At 64.1% G+C, this 19,150-nt stretch carries 20 protein-coding genes; 11 read left to right on the top strand and 9 right to left on the bottom strand.

The window, feature by feature from the left end; translation table 11 throughout:
- Positions 1-25: 25 nt before the first annotated feature.
- From gspD to gspG, 5 genes are read right to left on the bottom strand one after another with little or no spacing between them, the layout of a single operon-like run.
- Complete coding sequence (gene gspD / locus VQ575_RS12935; protein ID WP_325919823.1) at positions 26-2,380, bottom strand: type II secretion system secretin GspD; 2,355 nt, start codon at positions 2,378-2,380, stop codon at positions 26-28.
- Positions 2,377-2,934 carry a type II secretion system protein GspM gene (gene gspM, locus VQ575_RS12930; RefSeq protein WP_325919822.1) on the bottom strand — a complete coding sequence of 186 codons (558 nt, stop codon included), beginning with the start codon at positions 2,932-2,934 and terminating at the stop codon, positions 2,377-2,379. Before gspM ends, gspD begins: the two co-directional genes overlap by 4 nt.
- A complete protein-coding gene (gspL, locus tag VQ575_RS12925) occupies positions 2,927-4,105 on the bottom strand; it encodes a type II secretion system protein GspL (protein ID WP_325919821.1) in 1,179 nt (392 codons plus the stop codon). Before gspL ends, gspM begins: the two co-directional genes overlap by 8 nt.
- The gene (gene gspK / locus VQ575_RS12920; protein WP_325919820.1) at positions 4,102-5,088 is read right to left on the bottom strand and encodes a type II secretion system minor pseudopilin GspK; all 987 of its coding nucleotides are present in this window, start codon (positions 5,086-5,088) and stop codon (positions 4,102-4,104) included. The genes gspL and gspK overlap by 4 nt, the downstream gene beginning before the upstream one ends.
- 8 nt (positions 5,089-5,096) lie before the next feature.
- Positions 5,097-5,546 carry a type II secretion system major pseudopilin GspG gene (gene gspG / locus VQ575_RS12915; RefSeq protein ID WP_039588437.1) on the bottom strand — a complete coding sequence of 150 codons (450 nt, stop codon included), beginning with the start codon at positions 5,544-5,546 and terminating at the stop codon, positions 5,097-5,099.
- A 147-nt stretch (positions 5,547-5,693) separates the two neighbouring features.
- Between gspG and gspI the strand changes: the two genes are divergently transcribed.
- Positions 5,694-6,068 (top strand): type II secretion system minor pseudopilin GspI, encoded by a 375-nt coding sequence (gene gspI, locus VQ575_RS12910; protein WP_045156019.1) that lies wholly within the window; start codon positions 5,694-5,696, stop codon positions 6,066-6,068.
- 148 nt (positions 6,069-6,216) lie between these two features.
- Here the strand turns inward: gspI and VQ575_RS12905 are convergent, their stop codons facing one another.
- Positions 6,217-6,645, bottom strand: a complete 429-nt coding sequence (locus tag VQ575_RS12905; RefSeq protein WP_039588434.1) for a type II secretion system protein N — start codon at positions 6,643-6,645, stop codon at positions 6,217-6,219.
- 122 nt (positions 6,646-6,767) lie between these two features.
- Here VQ575_RS12905 and gspH point away from each other — a divergent pair, with 122 nt between their 5' ends.
- A complete protein-coding gene (gene gspH / locus VQ575_RS12900; RefSeq protein WP_039588433.1) occupies positions 6,768-7,217 on the top strand; it encodes a type II secretion system minor pseudopilin GspH in 450 nt (149 codons plus the stop codon).
- On the top strand, positions 7,214-7,825 hold the full coding sequence (locus VQ575_RS12895) for a type II secretion system protein GspJ (protein WP_198725150.1): 612 nt from the start codon (positions 7,214-7,216) through the stop codon (positions 7,823-7,825). Before gspH ends, VQ575_RS12895 begins: the two co-directional genes overlap by 4 nt.
- Before the next feature lie 63 nt (positions 7,826-7,888).
- On the opposite strand, the gene VQ575_RS12890 is transcribed toward VQ575_RS12895, so the two are convergent.
- The 3 genes from VQ575_RS12890 to VQ575_RS12880 are packed head-to-tail and all read right to left on the bottom strand — an operon-like array spanning position 7,889 to position 10,042.
- On the bottom strand, positions 7,889-8,830 hold the full coding sequence (locus tag VQ575_RS12890) for a FecR family protein (RefSeq protein ID WP_198725148.1): 942 nt from the start codon (positions 8,828-8,830) through the stop codon (positions 7,889-7,891).
- A 37-nt stretch (positions 8,831-8,867) separates the two neighbouring features.
- On the bottom strand, positions 8,868-9,413 hold the full coding sequence (locus VQ575_RS12885) for a sigma-70 family RNA polymerase sigma factor (RefSeq protein WP_039588430.1): 546 nt from the start codon (positions 9,411-9,413) through the stop codon (positions 8,868-8,870).
- On the bottom strand, positions 9,410-10,042 hold the full coding sequence (locus VQ575_RS12880; RefSeq protein WP_325919819.1) for an STN domain-containing protein: 633 nt from the start codon (positions 10,040-10,042) through the stop codon (positions 9,410-9,412). The genes VQ575_RS12885 and VQ575_RS12880 overlap by 4 nt, the downstream gene beginning before the upstream one ends.
- Positions 10,043-10,285: 243 nt before the next feature.
- On the opposite strand from VQ575_RS12880, the gene VQ575_RS12875 reads away from it, so the two are divergent.
- From VQ575_RS12875 to VQ575_RS12840, 8 genes are all read left to right on the top strand, one after another.
- Positions 10,286-10,588 (top strand): hypothetical protein, encoded by a 303-nt coding sequence (locus VQ575_RS12875; protein ID WP_411829973.1) that lies wholly within the window; start codon positions 10,286-10,288, stop codon positions 10,586-10,588.
- Positions 10,589-10,879: 291 nt separating this feature from the next.
- Positions 10,880-13,057, top strand: coding sequence for a type VI secretion system Vgr family protein (locus tag VQ575_RS12870; RefSeq protein ID WP_325919817.1), 2,178 nt, complete (start codon positions 10,880-10,882; stop codon positions 13,055-13,057).
- Positions 13,058-13,073: 16 nt separating this feature from the next.
- On the top strand, positions 13,074-13,532 hold the full coding sequence (locus tag VQ575_RS12865; protein WP_325919816.1) for a DUF6484 domain-containing protein: 459 nt from the start codon (positions 13,074-13,076) through the stop codon (positions 13,530-13,532).
- Positions 13,533-13,546: 14 nt separating this feature from the next.
- Positions 13,547-14,659, top strand: a complete 1,113-nt coding sequence (locus VQ575_RS12860) for a DUF2169 family type VI secretion system accessory protein (RefSeq protein WP_325919815.1) — start codon at positions 13,547-13,549, stop codon at positions 14,657-14,659.
- Positions 14,656-15,696: a beta-ketoacyl synthase N-terminal-like domain-containing protein gene (locus tag VQ575_RS12855; protein WP_155401992.1), complete on the top strand. Its 1,041-nt coding sequence runs from the start codon at positions 14,656-14,658 to the stop codon at positions 15,694-15,696. The genes VQ575_RS12860 and VQ575_RS12855 overlap by 4 nt, the downstream gene beginning before the upstream one ends.
- Positions 15,696-16,883: a PAAR-like domain-containing protein gene (locus tag VQ575_RS12850; protein WP_325919814.1), complete on the top strand. Its 1,188-nt coding sequence runs from the start codon at positions 15,696-15,698 to the stop codon at positions 16,881-16,883. The genes VQ575_RS12855 and VQ575_RS12850 overlap by 1 nt, the downstream gene beginning before the upstream one ends.
- A 24-nt stretch (positions 16,884-16,907) precedes the next feature.
- Positions 16,908-17,834, top strand: coding sequence for a hypothetical protein (locus VQ575_RS12845; RefSeq protein WP_232916670.1), 927 nt, complete (start codon positions 16,908-16,910; stop codon positions 17,832-17,834).
- 30 nt (positions 17,835-17,864) lie between these two features.
- Entirely contained in the window at positions 17,865-19,115 is a 1,251-nt protein-coding gene (locus VQ575_RS12840; RefSeq protein ID WP_325919813.1) for a TIGR02270 family protein, read from the top strand.
- The last annotated feature ends 35 nt before the right edge of the window (positions 19,116-19,150 follow it).

Raw genomic sequence — 19,150 nt, 5'->3', positions numbered from 1 at the left:
GAGCCTCCCCCTATCGCCACGGTTTTCATCGTCCGACCGGCTCCGTTGCAGGCACCGCCTTGATCACCGCCCGTGGCGCCTGCGGGCTGATCGGCGCGGCTCCCGGAATCGCCCGGGCCGACGCCGGCAGTTGCGGCGCCTGCACGTCCGGCAGCGCCCAGCTACGCTCCGGTTGCAACAGGCCTTGGGCGCGGCGCATGAAGTCGTAGCGGTTCAGCGTAATGCCGCGGCCCGCCGCCGTGTCGCGGATGATGTAAGGGCGCAGGAACACCATCAGGTTGGTCTTGGTGACCTGGCGCCGCTCGTTGCGAAACAGCGCACCGATGCCGGGTATGGTCGACAGCCACGGCACCGCGTCGTTGCTCTGGCTATAGCCGTCCTGCAGCAATCCGCCGAGGACCATGATCTGCCCGTCGTCCAACAGGATGCTGGTGTCGATGGCGCGTTTGTTGGTAACGATGCCCGTGGTGCTGGAGGCGCGGTTGTCGACACTGCTGACCTCCTGGTAAATGTCGAGCTTGACCGTTCCGCCTTCGGAAATCTGCGGCCGGACGTTGAGCTTCAGGCCGACTTCTTCGCGGGTCACGGTCTGGAACGGGTTGTTGCTGGTGCCGCCGCCACCGGTGACGTAGCTGCCACTGACGAACGGAATGGTCTGGCCGACAAAAATGCTCGCCGCTTCGTTGTCCAGGGTCAGCAGGTTCGGCGTCGACAGCACGTTGGTCCCGCCCTTGCTCTTCAACGCTCGTGCCAGGACCTTGAGGTCGAGGATCTTGCCGATACCGGGGATGTCGACGGTGCCGTTGACCAAGCCCAGGTTCAGGCCTTGGGGCAGTACGTCGATGCTGGTCTTGCCGTTGAGATTAAGGCCCGTGCCACCCAGGTTGACCCCGCCAATCACGCCGCTGCCGCCAAGGTTGCCGGTCTGCCATTGCACGCCGAACTCGCTGGCATCGTCCTCGCCAACTTCGACGATCAGGCTTTCGATGACCACTTGGGCGCGGCGCTGGTCCAGCAGGTCGATGACTTCCCGCAGGTTGCGGTACAACGGGTCCGGCGCGGAAATCAGCAAGGTGTTGGTGGTAGCGTCGGCCTGGATGGTCACGCCACCGGCGCTGAAAGCCGTGCTGTGTTCATTTTGTGTCGTGGCGGATGTTTGCCCGCTGCTGCCCTGGCCGTAGCCGCTGCCACTGCTCGAAGCAGTACCGCTCACGGGGCTGGTACCGCTTTCGTTGCCCTGGCTGCTCTGGCCGCTGGTGCTGGCGCCCATGCCGCTGAGCACCGAACGCGAATTGTCGCTTGCCTCGCTTTCGCTTTCCCCGGTGAGCAAGCCGCGCAGGGCCTGGGCCAACTTGCCGGCCTGGGCGTTACGCAGGTAGACCACGTGCAGGTTGCTTGGGTTGTTCTGGGCGTTGTCGAGCTTGTAGATCAGGTTGCGCGCCAGCTCGGTCCGCTCCGGGCTGCCGGCGCGGATGATGATCGAATTGGAGCGCGGGTCGCCGATCACGTTGATCTTCTGAGTCTGGTCGCCGCCCTGGGTCTCCAGCAAATCGGAAACCATCTGCGCGATGTCCACGGCGATGCCGTTCTGGATCGGCACCACGTCGGTGTCGATGGCGCTCGGGGTATCGATACCCTCGATGAGCTGGGCGACGCGGGACAGGTTTTCCGCGTAGTCGGTGACGACAATGGTGTTGTTGCCGGGATAGGCGTTGATCGGGTTGTTCGGCGAGACGATCGGCCGCAGCACCGGAATCAGGTTCACCGCGTTTTCGTATTGCAGGCGGAACGTGCGGGTGAGCATGCCGTTGCCGGCCGGTTTGTCGGCGCTGTAGATCGGCCCGCCAAGCAGCTTGGCATCGGCTTCCGGCACTACCTGGGCAACGCCGCCGACGTCCACCACGCTGAAACCTTGCATGCGCAACGCGGCGAGCAGCATGTCGTAGGCCTGGCGCGCCGGGACCTGGCCTTCGGAAACCAGGGTCAGGTTGCCTTTGACCCGCGGGTCGACCAGAAACTGTTGCCCGGTGGAACGGGACAAGGCACGCACCACGGCCTGGATATCGGCCTCGACGAAATTCAAGGTCACCGGTTGATCACCCAACGGATTGGGCGCCGGGCTGCTGCGCGGCTCGCGAGCGCGGCTCGTCAGGTCCACCTGGTGTCGCACCGGCGGTTTCTGCTCGCGGGACGCCTGGGCCCGCTGGCGGTCCAGCAGCACGTCGCCGCTGCGTTGGGTACTGCCCAGCGGCATGCCCAGTTCGCTGTCCACCAGCAAGGGTGGCTGAGATGCCGGCGGCGCGCTGTTGCACGCGCCCAATGCAAGCAACAGCAGCGGCGCGGCCTTGCGCCAATGACGCGGGTATCTGCACCCCTTCATGAAGCTTCCTTAGCGCTTGACGCCTGATTCATGCGAACGGTTCCGGACAGAGTGCCGGGGGTTGGGTCGGAGTTGACCGGGGCCGTGCGCTGCAGACGGGCCTCGATCACTTCCAGGGAAAACTGTCGTGGGCTGCCGAGCAACCAATCGATCACACCGTCGGCCGGTGCGTCGGTGAAGGTGAGCTGCCAAGTGCCCGGCGCATCGGCGCTGGGCGGCTGTAACAGGTAGCGTTCGCCCAGGCCGCCGGCATCCAGGGCCTGGCGCAGGCTGATTTCCAACGACTGGCCACGCGCCGGGCCGGCTACGTCCCGCAGCAGCATTTCGAGGGCTTCGGTCTGCGAGCGCAGCTTCGGGGTCTCGGCTTGCCAGTACGCGATGGTTTTCAGCGGCGGCTCGACCAGCGTCAGCCAGGTCAGCCCGCCGCCCAGCACCAACGCCGCCAGGGCAACGGCGCGGCGTTCCCGGGCAGCCAAGCCTTGCCAGCTTGTACGCCAGCGTGTGCGAAGGTCTTGCCAGCGCGCCTGGAGCCGTCCCGTCGAGAACTTATTCATCGTCCGCCCCCGAGGTTTCGCCGGAAGGTTCCGCCGCCAGTTGCCCGGCGGGCGCCACACGCAGCGTCCAGCCCTGATCGACGGCGGCCACCTCGATGCCGGCTTCGGCCAGGGGTATTTTCCAATCGCCTGCCGGGGTGTTTTTTTGTGATTCGGCCGCGACCTTCAAGCGCAACTCACCGTTCTCGAACAGCAGCTCCTGTACGTTGCCGCTCATGAACGGCATGGCGCTGCCCGCCTGCTGCACGAGGCTGGCGAAGCGCTGCGCCGGGTCCGTCACTGAACCGCTCTGGCGCGCGGCGATTTGCTGGCGCGCCTGCTGCAAGGGATTGAGCACCATCGGCAGCTCAGGAAACGCCTGCTTGACCCGCTGGCTCATCTGCGCCTTGAGCCGCTGGCCCTGGGCGGCTTCACGGGCTGCATAAAGATTGAGCCCGACCACCCACACCGCCACCGCCAGCGCGCAGATTCCCGCCGCGCGTCCCCAGCCGCCCTGTCCGGCCCTGCCCTGCGCCAGGCCGGTGTGCAGCCCCCAACCCGGCGCCGCACCGGTCCAGCGGTCCGTGACGGGCAAGCCCTCGATCGACGGGCGGGGCGGTTCGCCCAGCCAATGCAACCCCGCGCCCATTTCCAGCAACCACTCCTCCAGCGCATCGTCCAGCAGCGGTTGGACCACGGCGTGCTGCACACCCTGGCGCACCAGCAAGTGCCCGTCTTCAATGCAGGCCACCGGCCCGGCCAACACCGGCAAGGCGTAGGCGGCCGGGTACAGGCCGCGCAGTTTCAGGCCGGCCGAATGCAGGATCCGGCCCAGATGGCTCAGCGCGTCACGGTCCAGCCAGGCGACCGGCACCTGTCCGTCGGTACCGCGCGGGCCGTGGGCCACCTGCATGGACTCGCTGGCTCCGAGCATCAAGGCCTGGGCCGCACATGTCACCGCGGCGGTGATCTTGGCGGCGGACAGCGGCGGAATCTCCAGGCTGGTCAGCAAGCTGTCGCGCGGGTGCAGGTAACATTCGACGGCCTGGTTCTTCGCGCCCTGGCCGAGCGTCCCCAGGCTGCTGCGTCCGGCATCACGCACCTGGCCCTGGCGATCCAGCCAGGCAAACGCCAGCGGCGTGTCCGCGTCCAGGCCGTCCAGCGGCGCCAGGGCAATCCGTAAACGGTTCATGCGCCCACCCGTGTCCAGATCACCTGGGGCAATCGGTCTTGGGCGCATTGCAGCAAGGCAATCAATTCAACCCGCCGTTGGCCGCTGCGCGCCTGCCCTCGCAAGCGGAACCAGTCACTGGTGATGCCGACCTTGACCGCGCTGGTTTCCAGTTCCGGCATGCGCAGCCGATTGACGAAATCCCCACGGTTGATGAACCAGTGGCCGCCATCGCGTTCCTTGACCAGCGCCTGGGCCCGCTGCAAGGACAATCCCGGCACGTAGGCGGCCAGCACCGTAGCGCTGGCGGTGTTGCCATTGAGCCAGGTATTGGCCGGCAGGATCGTGACGTAGGGGGCCAATGTATCCAGCAGCGCCGGGGTCACGCCCTTGACGCTGCCCAGGTCTTGCAACGTGCGGAGCATGGGACGGGTCGGCGGCGACGCTGTGCCGGCTGCATCCGGTGAGGTGCTGCGGCCGCTGTCGAACGTGCTGCCCATCGAGGCTTGGTGCGCTGCTCCAGGATTTATCTGGCGCGGGTAAGCGGCCAGCACGCGCTCGACGATGCGCGCCCGTACCGTGGCGGCGACGCCGAGTTGTTCGCACAATCGCTCGAAGGCACGCAGCTGTTCCCGGTCCAGCTGGTCATGGGTCACCAGGTTGCGCAGGTTGAACTTGCCCTGCTCATCTTCCAGTTGCCCTTCGAATGGTGTGTCGGCACCGTTGGAGCCCGGCATCACGATCGGTTTTGCCCAGGGCTGGCCGAAGCGCGTCAGGGGATCTCGCTGGCGGGCGTCCCACAACAACTGACGGCTCACTTGCAGGCCGCCTTGCAATCGCGCCGTCCCCTGGATGCGCAGTTGCTCCGCTTCCAGGCTGCGGGTGAACAAGGTCTGGCGGGTCAGCATGCCGCCGGCGATGACGGCTACCACGGCAGCAATCAGCAAGGCACTGATGACCGCCATGCCGCGCTGCTTCGCCGCTGGGGGCGAATCCGTTCGCATCACGGTCCTTATAACTGCCAGGAGCCGATATCGGCATTCACACCGTCGCCGTCGGGCTGGCCGTCGGCGCCGAGGGAAAAGATATCGACTTCGCCGTTCGCGCCGGGGTTGAGGTAGTTGTAGGGACGGCCCCAAGGGTCGTTGGGCAGGCGCTCCAGGTAGGAACGCCAAGTGCTGTTCTTCGCATCGGCCGGCCGCTCGACCAACACCTTCAGGCCCTGGTTCATGCTCGGGTAGCTGCCGTGGTCCAGGCGATACAGCTTCAGGGCCTGCATCAAGCCGCCAATGTCTTGCTTGGCCGCCGTGGCCCGGGCCTGGTCAGGCCGATCGAGGACCTTGGGCACGACCATCGCAGCGAGGATGCCGAGGATGACCACCACGACCATGATCTCGATCAGCGTGAAACCCCGCTGCCCGCGAGGGCCTGGGGAACGGGGGTAGCAGAGGGCGAACGGCATCTCGACGGTCCTTCCTGGATTCGATTCGAGGCGCAGTGTTACAAGAAAATATGTCAGTGATATTGAAATTGCTCCGGAGCTTGCGTCGTCATTCTGTCAAGAACAGCGGTCAGGCTTGGAGGCTGCCCCCGCCGATCGAGCCGACCGATGCCACGCCCTGCCCCACAAGCCGGTTTCACCTTGATTGAAGTGCTGGTGGCCCTGGCGATCATTGCCGTGGCCATGTCGGCAGCGGTGCGCGTGGCCGCGGTGATGACCCAGGGCAACGGGTTGCTGCGGGACAAGTCCATCGCCCTGCTGGCAGCGCGCAGCCAACTGGCGCAATTGCGCCTTGAGGGTCGTTCGACGCCAGGCCTGAAAGTCTTCGAATGCGACCAGGGCCGGTTGCTGCTGCGCTGCGAACAGAACCTTCGCCCGGCGGAAAACGGCCGGCTGCTGCGAGTTGAACTGAGCGTCTCGGACCGCAGCCGCGAGGCACCGCCGTTGGCGCGGTTGGAGACGTTGATCAGCCGGGAACCCTAAAAGGACACGCGGTTTTATGTGGCGAGGGAGCTTGCTCCCGCTCGGCCGGGCTGGCGCTCCAGTGCGCAACGACCGCAGGATTTTGGGGCCGCTTCGCCCGAAGCGTCGGACCGACCCAGCGGGAGCAAGCGCCCTCGCCACAGGATTTTCAGCGAGTCAGGGAAGGCAAACTCACCGAATCCGGCAACCGCGCGATCGCCAACCGGGTCTGTTCGCTGCCCTGTTCGATCACCACGGCTTGCGCTTCGATCGAGACCAGCCGTACGCCTTGGGCCACCCGCTCGCCGACCAGGAAGCTGCGCGGCGGCCCGTCGTTGAGGCTCAGGATCGCCACGGCCCCACGGGCACCGGCCAGCACGCCAGTGACCTTGATGTCCACCGCCGCCGGCTGACTGGAAAACCATTGCAACGCCGGGTTATCGGAACGCTCGGCCATGCGCTGCGGCGTCACGTCCGGGGTACGCGACTCGGCAGAGGTCAGCAGCAAGGAAGACCAGGTCGCCACGCCAGCCAACGCCGCCGCCAACCCCAGCGCCTGAACGATTTGCGCCGGGGACACCCGTTCGGTGAATGCCATGGCCTGATCTCCTTTCGTTTGATTCCAGTGCCCAGCGTACCCGTCAATTCTCACCGTTTTATTTCACATGCTTATCATCTTCACCGTGCAGGATGATTGTCGACGCAAAGGAGCGCGCCCGGATGGTTGGCAAGCAACGCGGTTTTACCCTGATCGAATTGATGGTGGTGCTGGTGATCGTCGGCATCGCCAGTGCGGCCGTGAGCCTGAGCATCAAGCCGGATCCGCTGAAAATGCTGCGCGAGGATGGCGAGCGGCTGGTGCAGCTGTTGCAACTGGCCCAGGCCGAAGCGCGCAGCGACGGACGCCCCATCACTTGGCGCTGGGACGCCAAGGGCTTTGGTTTCACTCGCCGCGCCGATCAAGGCGCCGGGCTCGATCGCTTCGAAAACGACTCGCAGCTGCATCCACGTCGTTGGCAAAGCCCCTCGATGGCGGTTCGCGTGGAACCCAGGAAGCGGGTGGTGATGAACGCCGAATGGATCGGCGAGCCCGTGCAGATCCGCTTGTCGGACGGCCAGAACAGCCTCACCGTGCAACGCAGTGCCGCCGGCCGGGTGCAACTGCAATGAGCGCGCGGCAGGCTGGTTTCACCTTGCTTGAAGTGATGGTCGCGATCTTGCTGATGGCGGTGGTCAGCCTGATCGCCTGGCGCGGGCTGGACAGCGTGACACGGGCCGACAGCCACTTGCAGGCCAGCACCGAGCAGACCGAAGCCTTGTTGCGAGTGTTGAACCAACTGGATCGCGACGTGGCCTTGCGCGCCAGCATCCAATTGAGCGAACCAACAGGCGCCGCCGAGGATGACATACCCTCCACGGCACCACCCGCCCTCACCGTGCGCAGCACCGAAGGCCAGGGCTTTCGCCTGGACGTGATCCGCGAAGCGGCCGACCAGCCAGGCAGCTTGCAACGGGTGCGCTGGTGGCTCAAGGGCGACACGCTTTATCGCGCCCAAGGCCCGGCCCGTAGCCGTTATCCTTTGCCGGCGCCGGGAGCAGGCATTGCGGTGCTCGCTGAAGTCAGCGATGCGGGCTTGCGTTATTGGGACAAGGAAAAAGGCTGGCGCAAACTCAGTGGCAATCGCCAGGAAAACCCGGCCGGCATCGAGATCAGCCTGACCCGGCAGACGCGCCAAGGGGCCGAAAAATATCGCCAGGTGCTCGGCCCGCTGGAGTAACCCAGCCCACCGCGCCCTTGTCGGAGCCTGCTCGCGAAGGCGCCAGCCAAGGCGCCGCCGAACTCAGCTGAGCACCACCACCCCGCCCGGCAACTCGGTGCACTTGGCGCCATAGGCATCGCGAATCAGTAGCGCCACGCCGGCCAATTGGTCGAGACGAAAACGCGCCTGGACCTTGCGCAGGCCCAGCTCGCGGTTGAGCAACAGCAACATGCCGGGACGGTAGCGGTTGATCTCATCGATCACACTGGCCAAGGTCGCGTCGTTGAACACCAGCACCTGTTCGCGCCAGGCCACGGCGGCCGAGACATCGGCGGTACGTGGGCTGCCGACGTGACGGGTGTCGTAAGTCAATTGCATGCCCGGTTCGAGGCGAAACTGCCGGCCTTGCACCTGGACTTGCACGACACCCTCCAGGCAGGTCGCACAAACGCTCTGGTCAATGTAGCGAAGATTGAACCGGGCCTGGGCGGCGCTGATCCAGCCGGCACCGGCCTGGACGCTGATCGTCGCGCTGCTGTTGCCGGACACTTCAACCTCGCCGGCCAGCAATTCCAACGCCTGCCCACCCTCGGCCAGCGGGCGACGGCTAAGGCGGGTCTGGGTGTTGAGCTCCAGGCTCACGCCATCGCCCAGTTCGATCCGGCGCTGTTCGCCAACTTCGGTGATGTAATCCGCACCTAGCCCGGAAACACCGCCCGGCACCGTAGCGCGGATCAACAGGAACGCCGCCGACGCCGCGAGCGCCCCACCGAGCAAGGCGCGACGGCCAAGATGCCGGGGGGCCTGCAATGCCTCGGCCGCTGGCTGCAAACCGTGCCACAGCGCCTTGGCCTGCTCGAATGCCCGCGCGTGTTCGGGGCTTTGCCCACACCACTGGCGCAACGCGCGGGCATCGGCAACGGTGGCGCGTCCCGAGGTCAGCAGGATCAGCCAGTCACGGGCCTCGCTGGCCAATCGGGCCTCGGGCGTGGCGTCAGGGGAAGCGATGCTGAAGATATTCAAGCGTACACACACTCACGAATGGGTCGGGTCTCTACTCTCAAGACGGTTTTCCCGCGCCGGGACCGAACCGCTGAATGACTTTTCTTTCCAGGCGCAGCGCGCAGTGCCCCAAGGCTGCCTTGATTTCCTTCTCAACCATGCGCGTGGAAATGCCGAAACGCTGGGAAATTTCCAGGTGGGGCGCCTCTTCCAGGCGTGCGGCGATGAAAATCCTGCGCCGTCGCGCAGGCAGCTCGTACAGGGCCTTGAGCAGGACCTGCAGTTCTTTTTGTCCGCCCACGACGCGGGCCGGGTCCTGTGCTTCGTCCGAAACCTGCAGCAGTTCTTCGATTTCGCTGCCGGTGAGCAGCCGGGCATCGGATTGGCGACGGTCGGCGGCGATGTTCAGGGCCATGCGATAGAGGTAGGCGTTGGGCTGCGCGATGTCCTGCGTGTCGACCATGCGATCGACCCGCAGGTAGGTTTCGTGCAACACGTCGTTGGCCAGTTCCTCGGAGCCCAGTCGCCTGCGCAGGCGCACCTTGAAATCCTCGTAGGAAGTCAGGAACAGCTTGACCATCGGGCTGCGGCCAGTGTCTTTCATTGCCCGAGCACCTCTTCCCCTGCTGTGCATTCCATGCTTTTTCCTGATGAGTCGGGTAACAAAAGCAGGGTCACCGGCTGGCGCAGCGAACTGGGCGCAGGGCGGTGGATCCTGAGGTTTTGCAAACTGTTGACCAAGGCCCTGTCGCGCACCACGTCGCCCGTGGAACTGACCAGCCGGCCATGTTGCGCCACACCATCGCGCCCGATCCAGACTTGCAGCACAGCGCGATAACCGCCGGGCCGGGTCAGCGACGACTGGCACAGGTTGCGCTGGATGACTGCCTGGATCGCCGCGGCATAGTTGCTGTCGCTCAAGCCAGGGGCCGTGCCAGGCGGCAGCGGCACCTCGCGGACCTGCACCGGTTGCAACGTGAACGCATCCGCCCGGGCATAATGCGCCGCGAGCCCGGTGCCGCTGAGCAGCACGTTCAACCCCTGGGCGGGCGTGAACAGGCCCTGGACGCCCAACGTATGGCGCCGGCTCGACAGCGAGTGGTCCACCAGCACCGCCATGCCCGTCGCACGACTGAACTGCTCCAGCGCCGTGGCCAGTTCCTGGGGTGCTATGTCCAGGTCCACCAGGCCCGCGGCCTGTACCGGCCCGGCCAACAGGCACAACGCCGCCATCAGCCACCCCAAGGGCGCCCTGGCCAATCCACGCCTGCACCCGCCCCCGGTTATGCCCTGCTGCACGACTGACGTATCCGTTGAAAACCGTCATCCTGATGGGAGTTTATGAATGTCGTATGACAACTGATACAAATCCTTGGGGCCGCACTAGACTGATGTCCTGACGACAAAGCGCCCCCGTGGCGGACCAGGAGGTCGGTGATGAAACAGTGGATTGGCGTGACAGCCGCGATCGGCTTGATGTTGGCCGTGAACGGCGCCCGGGGCGACGAAGCCCCAGCCTGTATCGAAGTGACCGTCGGCGGCTACAAGACGCCCGACTACAAGTGCCTGAGCCGGCAAATGGGCAATGACCCCGAGGCGGCCGCCGCTGCACAACAGGCCCGGCAAGGGCTGGAGGTGCCGGTCAACGAACGCGCGCCGAACAGCATCGGCCTGGCAACCCCGGCGGCAACCGGCGTGCGCATGGGCAATACCTTCGGCACCTCCGTCAAGCCCCAGCGCCCGCCAGCCCCAGTGCCGAATTCGCCGTTGCCCAGGTAGGCGTTTCGTAACCGGTGTCGGTTGTACGGTACGCCTGGGACATCCGGCCTATATGCACTTTCCAGAAATGGCTGCTATAACCAACGCCAGACGCTATCTGCACGTAAATGGAATTTTGCGTGTTCGCTTTGACTGAATTGATTTCGAGGCCGATATGGAGATCACCCGTGCGGTGGATGTTCTTCGATCTAAGCAAAACGCCACATTCCTGAATGTTTCCCGCACGACTTCCGCGCCGCCGGGAGCGAGAGTGTTCCTCTACAGCTCGCTCTGCACCGTTTGGAAGTCGTGATGGCAATCACCCAAGACACCCGTTTGGTGCAAGTCGAGAGTCCCCTCGGCGCGAACGTCCTGTTGCTGCAAAGCATGGACGGCAGCGAAGAACTGGGCCGACTGTTCCACTACGAATTGGACCTCACCTCCGAAGACCGGGCGATCCAGTTCGATCAATTGCTCGGCAAGCCGATGGGCCTGGCCCTGGAGCTGTACGACGGCGGCAAACGCTACTTTCACGGCATCATCAGTAACTGCCGGCAACTGACGGGCCACGGGCAGTTCGCCGGCTACCGCGTCAGCCTGCGCCCGTGGTTCTGGCTGCTCACGCGCACCTCCGACTGCCGGATTTTCCAGAACAAGACCGTGCCGGACATCATCAAGCAAGTCTTCCGCGACCTTGGCTTCTCGGACTTCGAAGACAGCCTGAGCGGCAGCTACCGCGAGTGGGAATATTGCGTGCAGTACCGCGAGACCAGCTTCGACTTTGTCAGTCGGCTGATGGAGCAGGAAGGTATCTATTACTACTTTCGCCATGAAAAGGCCCGTCATGTCCTGGTGCTGGCCGACGCCTACGGCGCTCATTCCACGGTGGCGGACTATGCCTCGGTGCCCTTCTATCCGCCCGATCGACAGATGCGCGAGCGCGATCATTTCTACGATTGGCAAATGGCCCGTGAGGTGCAACCGGGCTCGCTGGCCCTGAACGACTACGACTTTTTGCGCCCCCGCGCCAGCCTCGAGGTGCGTTCCAGCGTGCCGCGCAACCACAGCAACGGCGAATACCCGCTCTACGACTATCCAGGTGAATACGTCCAGAGCAACGATGGCGATCACTACGCACGCACCCGCATCGAAGCCATTCACAGCCAGTTCGAGCGGGTACAGTTGCGCGGCCGAGCACGCGGATTGGGCTGCGGCCATTTGTTCACGTTGACGGGCTATGACCGTGCGGACCAGAACCGCGAATACCTGGTGGTCATCGCCCGCTATCAGATTCGTCAGGATGCCTATGAAAGCGGCCAGTCGGACGTAGCCGAACAGTTCGTCAGCGAGCTGGACTGCATGGATGCCAGCCAGACTTTCCGCCCTTTGCCGCTCACGCCGATGCCGATTGTCCGCGGTCCGCAGACGGCCGTGGTGGTGGGGCCCAGTGGCGAGGAGATCTGGACCGATCAATATGGCCGGGTCAAAGTGCATTTCCACTGGGACCGCCATGACCAGTCCAACGAAAACAGTTCCTGCTGGATCCGTGTGTCCCAGGCGTGGGCGGGCAAGAACTGGGGCTCCGTGCAGATTCCGCGGATTGGCCAGGAGGTCATCGTCAGCTTCCTCGAAGGTGACCCGGATCGACCGATCATTACCGGCCGTGTCTACAACGCCGAACAGACGGTGCCCTACAAGCTGCCGGCGAACGCCACCCAGAGCGGGGTGAAGAGCCGGTCGAGCAAGGACGGCACCCAGGCCAACTTCAACGAAATCCGCATGGAAGACAAGAAAGGCGCGGAACAGTTATTCATCCACGCCGAGAAGAACCAAGACATCGAGGTCGAGAACGACGAGACCCATTGGGTCGGCCATGATCGCAGCAAGACCATCGACAACGACGAGACCGTGCGCGTCAAACACGACCGCACGGAAAGGGTCGATAACAATGAAGCCATTTCCATCGGCGTCGACCGTACCGAGGATGTCGGCAATAACGAAAAGATCACCATAGGCGTCAATCGCACCGAGCGCGTGGGCAGCAACGAGACCATCAGCATCGGCGCGGACCGCACGGAGAAAGTCGGCGCCAATGAGAAAATCAGCATCGCCGGCAACCGCACGGAGGACGTCGGCGGCAACGAGACCATCGACATCAATGGCAACCGCAACGAGACGGTCCAGGGCAACGAAGGCATCCAGATCAATGGCAACCAGGGCACTCGGATCGGCCAGAACGAATCCCGCGACGTCGCCCAGAACCGCAGCACGGGCATCAAGCAGAACGACAGCCTGGACGTCGGCAAGCATTTCACCCTCAACGCCGGCGACTCGATCAGCCTGACCACGGGCGCGGCCAGCATCACGATGAAAAAGGACGGCAGCATTGTGATCAGTGGCAAGAACATCACCGTCGACGGCTCCGGCGCCATCAATATCAAGGCCAACAAGAATGTGGTCGTCAAAGGCCAGAAAATCCTTCAGAACTAGCCACGGAGTCGGCGTCATGACCGTTGAGTATCAGCTTCCAGAAGCCACCACCGCCACTTCGGCACGCGTGGATGGCGTCGTGATCGGCGTGTTGCTGGACGTGCCCACGGCGCAGGGCCCGGTGGTCGCCTTTCCTGGCTGCCCCGGCGATACGGGCCTTGCCGCCCGTACCACCACGCCGCTGACCCGCGAGGACATCGGCGTCCAGGTCGCGCTGATGTTCGAGGCCGGCGACCTCGCCAAGCCGCTGGTAATCGGTCGCATCCAACGCTTGCCGAATACCACAACGCCAGCCGTCGCCCACCTGGACGGCGAACGCCTGGAGTTTTGCGCGGAGCGGGAGCTTGTCCTGCGCTGCGGCAAAGCCAGCATCACCCTGACCCGCGCGGGCAAGGTGATCATTCGGGGCACCTACCTTTCCAGCCGCTCCAGCGGGGTCAACCGCATCAAGGGCGGTTCGGTGCAAATCAACTAGACAGGCAGTCGCACATGGAATTGCTCAACGCCAGCCAACTGCAAGTGGCCTATACCCTGGGCATGGCGCCCGATGGTCGCGAATCCCTGGTCGTTGTGGCCAAAGGCACGTTCGATCTGCCGCTGGATGGCCGCGTCGCAACCCTCGCCGATTCCCAGCAGCCGCTGCTGATGGCCGACGCCTTCCTCGGTGAGCCGGGCCTCAGCGCCCCCCAACAGGAAATGGACTTCGCCCCGTTCAAGCCATGCTGCGATGTGCTGCTCTGCGGCAAGGCCTATGCTCCCGGCGGCCGGCCCGTGACCCAATTGACCGCCGGCATTCGGGTCGGCCGGGTCAGCAAGGCCTTCTCGGTGCTGGGCCCTCGGCAATGGCAACCGGGGTTGATGGGCCTGACGCCCGGTTCACCCCAGCCGTTTACCGAGCAGGCCATTACCTACGCCCAGGCTTTCGGTGGCTCCCGCACCATGGCGAACGTACCCGAAATGCTTGATTGCCATCCGCAAAACCCGTGCGGTTGCGGCTGGTACCCAAGCAACACCGACGATATCGACATTGTCGGCAGGCCAATGCCCAACACCGAAGAGCTGGGCAAGCCCATCGACTCGCCGTCCGGCGACTTCCGCCCCATGGCCCTGGGTCCCATCGGCCGCAGCTGGCCGCAACGCGCCCGCTTTGCCGGGACTTATGACGATGCCTGGTTGGCTGACAGCTTTCCGTTCTTGCCCGCGGACTTCGACAACCGCTACTTCCAGGCCGCCCCTGAGGATCAGCAAACCGACTACTTGCGCGGCGGCGAAGAGGTGCTGTTGCTCAACCTCACCCCCCAGGAAAGAGCGGGCTTTCGTGTGCCCGAAATGGACGTGCCGGTGACCTTTTTCAAGAACAAAGGCGGCCATGAAACAGTCTCGGCGGTGATCGACACCTTGCTGATCGACACAGAGGAGCGCCAGGTACAGTTGACGTGGCGCATCGCCCGTCCGCTGCGACGCAACATCTTTGAAATCGCCCAGGTGCTCGTCGGCACGATGCCCACGGGCTGGTGGCGCGCCCGTGAGCTGGGCAAGGATTATTACCCCTCGCTGGGCGCCCTGGTGAAAGCCAAGCGAGCGCCCGAGGAAACCCACTGATGACAGCCCTGTGCATCATCGGGTCGGGGATGATCAGTGCTGTCGGCCTCAGCGCTCCGGCGGGCTGCGCGGCAATTCGCTGTGCCATCGACAACTTCCAGGAAACCCGTTTCATCGACCGCGCCGGCGAGTGGATCATCGGCGCCAGCGTGCCATTGGAACAACCCTGGCGCGGTCGCACGAAGCTGATCAAGATGGCCTCTCGCGCCATCGCCGAGGCGTTGCAAAGCGTCCCAGGGGTTGATCCGGAGAAGATTCCGCTGCTGCTGGGCGTGGCCGAGGCCGAGCGGCCCGGGCGATTGAATGGCCTCGACAGGGAATTGCTGCGTGATATCGAAACTGAGCTGGGCCGGCGCTTCCACCCCGACTCGAACATCATCCCGAGGGGCCGGGTCAGCGCCGCCGTAGCCTTGCTTGACGCACGCAGGCTGATCCACCAGGGCGGCCATTGCCATGTGCTGGTGGCCGGCGTCGATTCGTTGCTTTGCGGCCCCACCCTCGCCGCGTTCGAGCAACGCGAACGCTTGCTGACCAGCGAGAACTCCAACGGTTTCATTCCGGGCGAAGGTGCCGCAGCTGTGGTGCTGGCTGCGCCCGTCAGCGACGAAACACCGCAATTGACCTGCATTGGCCTGGGTTTCGGCCTGGAACCGGCCACGGTGCAATCCTTGGATCTGCCGCTGCGCGCCGAAGGCCTGACCCAAGCCGTGCGCGCGGCGCTGGGCGAGGCCGGTTGCGGGCTGGAACAGATGGATTATCGCCTGGCGGATATTTCCGGCGAACAGTATTACTTCAAGGAGGCCTCCCTGGCCCTGAGTCGCAGCCTGCGGGTGCGCAAGGAATTCTTCCATCTGTGGCACCCGGCCGATTGTATCGGCGAAGTCGGCGCGGCCATCGGTCCGGTGATGCTCGCCGTGGCACTGGCCGCGAGCCGCAAGGGCTACGGCGAAGGGCCGAATGTTTTCTGCCATCTGGGCAACGATGCCGGCGAACGCGCCGCCGCGCTGCTCAGCTACCGGACAGTGAGGGCTGCCTGATGGCCAACGAAGTCTTCGCCAACAACATGGAAGTCGCCTGCAAGGCGGCGGACGGCAAGTCGATCGCCTGCTTTCCGGACGTCTGCTTCACCCCGCCCCAGGCGCCGCCCACCCCGCTGGGCGTGCCCATCCCCTACCCCAACACGGGCATGGCCAAGGACACGACCAAAGGCACCCGAACGGTAAAAATCACCGGCAAGGAGGTAATGCTCAAGGACAAGAGCTACTTCAAGACCAGTTACGGCGACGAGGCCGGAAATGCGCCCAAGAAGGGCATTGTCACCAGCCAGAACAAGGGCAAGGTGTATTTCACCTCTTGGTCGATGGACGTGAAATATGAGGGCAAGAATGTCGTCCGGCACATGGACCTGACCACCCACAACCATGCTTCTCAACCCGGCAACACGGTGCCTTGGCCTTATTCGGATCGAATGGCACTGGCCGAAGGGCTGGCCCAGTGCGAGGGCGAAAAAAAACGGGTGAACGACGCGTGTGACACCAGCAAGAAAGTGGTTTGTCCCAATACCGACACGCTGAAGAAAGCCCTCCAATCGCGCAACACTGCAAAGAAAACGGCAGGCGACGGGTTCGCAGCTGATCCGGCCTACACCGCTGCACACACCGACGTCCTGAACGAATATTCATCGTTGGCCAAGACCATCAACGCCGACGCGTGCCAAAAGGCCTTGCGCTGCTTTCTCGCGCCATACAAACCCAACAGGTGTTGCCCGGGACAAACCGGAGATCACCTTATCGACTCCGCCTCTTTCACCGACGGCCCGGCCTTCGCCGGCCAGCCCAGGAACCAGCACCCGACCAAAGCCGGCTGGAGCAAATACCAGACCGACAAGGCCCCGGTCATGTGTGTGGAGGGCCCGAACCAGACCACAGCCACCCACGGTCAGATGCATACCCGACGTGGGGTGGTGGCTTTGCAGCAAGCCGATGCAAAAGGCGAATGGCCAAGAGCGAAAGCCACGGAGACAGGGGCCAAGGCGGCCAAAAAAACCTTTCCGGACTCCGACTGTTCCCAGGAGTGCCTGGAAGCCCAGTTGAACAAGTACCACGACAAAGCGAAGGACCCTGGCGAGGAGAAGCCGATCAATGCACGCGCCTCAATGACCAGTGATCCTCAACAACGCGCCAGGGCAGCGGCTGAAATGCTAGGTAACAGGCCAGGCCCGTAACCCCCCCTATATCAGGAGATCGAAATGGACCCCAGAAACCCCGCATTCAGCGGCCTCAGCCTCACCACTGGCGTCGTTCGCCACTCAGACCTGGGTTATTTGATTGCCACGCACGACGCTGCGACCAGCGAGGGTTACGTTGATTCGATCCTCTATACGTTTTACCAAGGCGTTTGGTATGCCGGGACAGTGCCATGGCTTGCCTGCTCCGGAACGGTCTGCCATGTACCTGCCGAGCGCTCGCTGACGCTGGGCGCCGATGGTTCGGTTGAGGCCAGTGGCGGCGGTGTTGTCAAGGAAGAAGCTTCCATCGCCAGCTGCGGTGTCGACCCAACAAGACGTGGCCCCCTTCGAGAAATCCGTGGCATCGCCAAAGGTCGTGCCTACGCCGTGGGCACCTGCCGCCAAGCCTACGTGCGCGACGGCGAAGACCAATGGCGATGCATCGACCAGAGCGCCCAGGTCGGCGATATACCCATCACCGACACCAGCTTCGAATCCATTGACGGCTTCACCGAGCAGGAAATCTACACCGTCGGCTGGGAAGGCGAAATCTGGAAATACGACGGAGCGGTCTTTACTCAGCAGAACAGCCCAACCAACCTGGCGCTGTACAAGGTTCGCTGCGCGGAGGACGGTTATGCCTATGCTTGCGGCCAACTCGGGACCCTGCTGCGCGGACGCGACGATCAATGGGAAGTGATCGAGCACGACAGCACCCGGGAGGATCTTTGGGGCATGGAGCATTTCGCCGGCCAGCTGTATGTATCGTCCACGCATTTCGTCTACCGGCTGGAGGGCGACACGCTCAAGCCTGTCGATTTCGGCGATGACGCTCCGCGCACCTGTTATCACCTGAGTGCGGCCGACGGGATCATGTGGTCCATCGGGCCCAAGGACGTCATGGAGTTCGATGGTTCGAGCTGGAAACGGTGCCTGCAAATTGATTGACGCGGCTAAACCCTTCATTCGGACTGACCAATGAATACGCTGCCCGTCATCCTTGACCTGCATGTAGAAGAAGCCGGGTTCCTTGCAGTCCTGCGCGACTATGCGCTACGCGCACCGCATTACGACCTCGATGAGCTCGACGCGTTGGAAGCGCGTATCGAAGCGCACCTCGATGGCCTGCGCGTCGCCGGGCCGGCCGGACTGGAAGCCCTCCTGGAGCAGCTCGGCCCGCATGCCATCGGCGAGATGTTCGCCAGCGTCGTGCTGGCCTTCGAGGCGGCCAATCCGAAAGTGCTGTCGCGCCTCAGTGAACATTTGCGAGGAGCGGTGGAAACGGAGCGCGGCTATCGGATGGCCTTGGGATGGCTTGACTGGGCGCGCATATCGCCCTGGATCGACCGCATGCTCGCCGCGCCCGAGCCACTGTTTCGTCGCCTGGGCCTGGCTGCCTGCGGCATGCATCGCCATGATCCCGGCCTCGCCATGCAAACCGCGCTCTGCGATGCCGACCCCCGTGTGCTGGCACGTGCCGCCCGCACCGCCGGCGAGCTGCGCCGGCAGGATTTGCTGCCGCTCATCCAAGTCCACCGGCAACATCACGATTGCGCCGCCCGTTTCTGGGCCAACTGGGCGGCGGCACAGATGGGCGACCAGCAAGCCCTCGAACCGCTGCGGTCATTCGCCGAGCAATCGGGCGAATTTCAATACCGCGCAGCCTGCGTGTTGCTCGCCTGGCAGCCGCGCGAGGCCAGCATCGCCTGGATACGCCAGCTAGTACAAAATCCCGGACAGCGGCGCATCGGCATCGAGGCCCTTGGGTTGTTGGGCGATCCGGTGAGCGTGCCTTGGTTGATCCAGCACATGGGCGATTTGCCCTACGCCAGGGTCGCTGGCGAAGCCTTCAGCTTGATTACCGGAGCCGACCTGGCCTTGCTCGACCTGGAGCTACACGTGCTGCCGGATTTCGATGGGGGCCCGAACGACAGCCCCGAAGACCCGCATGTACTCATGGACCCCGATGAGAACCTGCCCTGGCCAAACCCGCAGTCCGTCGATGCCTGGTGGCAGGCCAATGGCGGACATTTCCAGGCGGGGACTCGTTACATCCTGGGCTTGGCGCAGAACGAACACAGTTTTCGCCAGGCGCTGGTTCATGGCCAGCAGCGCCAACGCATCGCCGCCGCCTGCGGCCTCGCGCGGTTTCGGCCGCGCGAGGTGGTGTTCCCGACCAGTGCACCGGCTGCGCGGCAAAAGCGGCTGCTGTCCAAGCCATTCGGTTAACGCCTGGCCAGCACTCACTGGAATAGTGCTGGGTC

This window comes from Pseudomonas frederiksbergensis (assembly GCF_035751725.1).
Taxonomy (GTDB): Bacteria; Pseudomonadota; Gammaproteobacteria; order Pseudomonadales; family Pseudomonadaceae; genus Aquipseudomonas; species Aquipseudomonas frederiksbergensis_A.
The sequence above is the reverse complement of the archived record's forward strand: the minus strand, read 5'-3'. Positions and strand labels throughout refer to the sequence as shown.

Bases quoted from the DNA above. Each gene is read 5' to 3' on its own strand.
- gspK (WP_325919820.1), bottom strand. From the start codon at position 5,088: ATGCGAACGGATTCGCCCCCAGCGGCGAAGCAGCGCGGCATGGCGGTC.
- gspM (WP_325919822.1), bottom strand. From the start codon at position 2,934: ATGAATAAGTTCTCGACGGGACGGCTCCAGGCGCGCTGGCAAGACCTT.
- VQ575_RS12880 (WP_325919819.1), bottom strand. From the start codon at position 10,042: ATGGCGGCGTTGTGCCTGTTGGCCGGGCCGGTACAGGCCGCGGGCCTG.
- gspL (WP_325919821.1), bottom strand. From the start codon at position 4,105: ATGAACCGTTTACGGATTGCCCTGGCGCCGCTGGACGGCCTGGACGCG.
- gspD (WP_325919823.1), bottom strand. From the start codon at position 2,380: ATGAAGGGGTGCAGATACCCGCGTCATTGGCGCAAGGCCGCGCCGCTG.
- VQ575_RS12860 (WP_325919815.1), top strand. From the start codon at position 13,547: ATGGAATTGCTCAACGCCAGCCAACTGCAAGTGGCCTATACCCTGGGC.
- gspG (WP_039588437.1), bottom strand. From the start codon at position 5,546: ATGCCGTTCGCCCTCTGCTACCCCCGTTCCCCAGGCCCTCGCGGGCAG.
- VQ575_RS12875 (WP_411829973.1), top strand. From the start codon at position 10,286: ATGTTGGCCGTGAACGGCGCCCGGGGCGACGAAGCCCCAGCCTGTATC.
- VQ575_RS12905 (WP_039588434.1), bottom strand. From the start codon at position 6,645: ATGGCATTCACCGAACGGGTGTCCCCGGCGCAAATCGTTCAGGCGCTG.
- gspI (WP_045156019.1), top strand. From the start codon at position 5,694: ATGCCACGCCCTGCCCCACAAGCCGGTTTCACCTTGATTGAAGTGCTG.
- VQ575_RS12895 (WP_198725150.1), top strand. From the start codon at position 7,214: ATGAGCGCGCGGCAGGCTGGTTTCACCTTGCTTGAAGTGATGGTCGCG.
- VQ575_RS12870 (WP_325919817.1), top strand. From the start codon at position 10,880: ATGGCAATCACCCAAGACACCCGTTTGGTGCAAGTCGAGAGTCCCCTC.
- VQ575_RS12885 (WP_039588430.1), bottom strand. From the start codon at position 9,413: ATGAAAGACACTGGCCGCAGCCCGATGGTCAAGCTGTTCCTGACTTCC.
- gspH (WP_039588433.1), top strand. From the start codon at position 6,768: ATGGTTGGCAAGCAACGCGGTTTTACCCTGATCGAATTGATGGTGGTG.
- VQ575_RS12840 (WP_325919813.1), top strand. From the start codon at position 17,865: ATGAATACGCTGCCCGTCATCCTTGACCTGCATGTAGAAGAAGCCGGG.
- VQ575_RS12850 (WP_325919814.1), top strand. From the start codon at position 15,696: ATGGCCAACGAAGTCTTCGCCAACAACATGGAAGTCGCCTGCAAGGCG.
- VQ575_RS12865 (WP_325919816.1), top strand. From the start codon at position 13,074: ATGACCGTTGAGTATCAGCTTCCAGAAGCCACCACCGCCACTTCGGCA.
- VQ575_RS12845 (WP_232916670.1), top strand. From the start codon at position 16,908: ATGGACCCCAGAAACCCCGCATTCAGCGGCCTCAGCCTCACCACTGGC.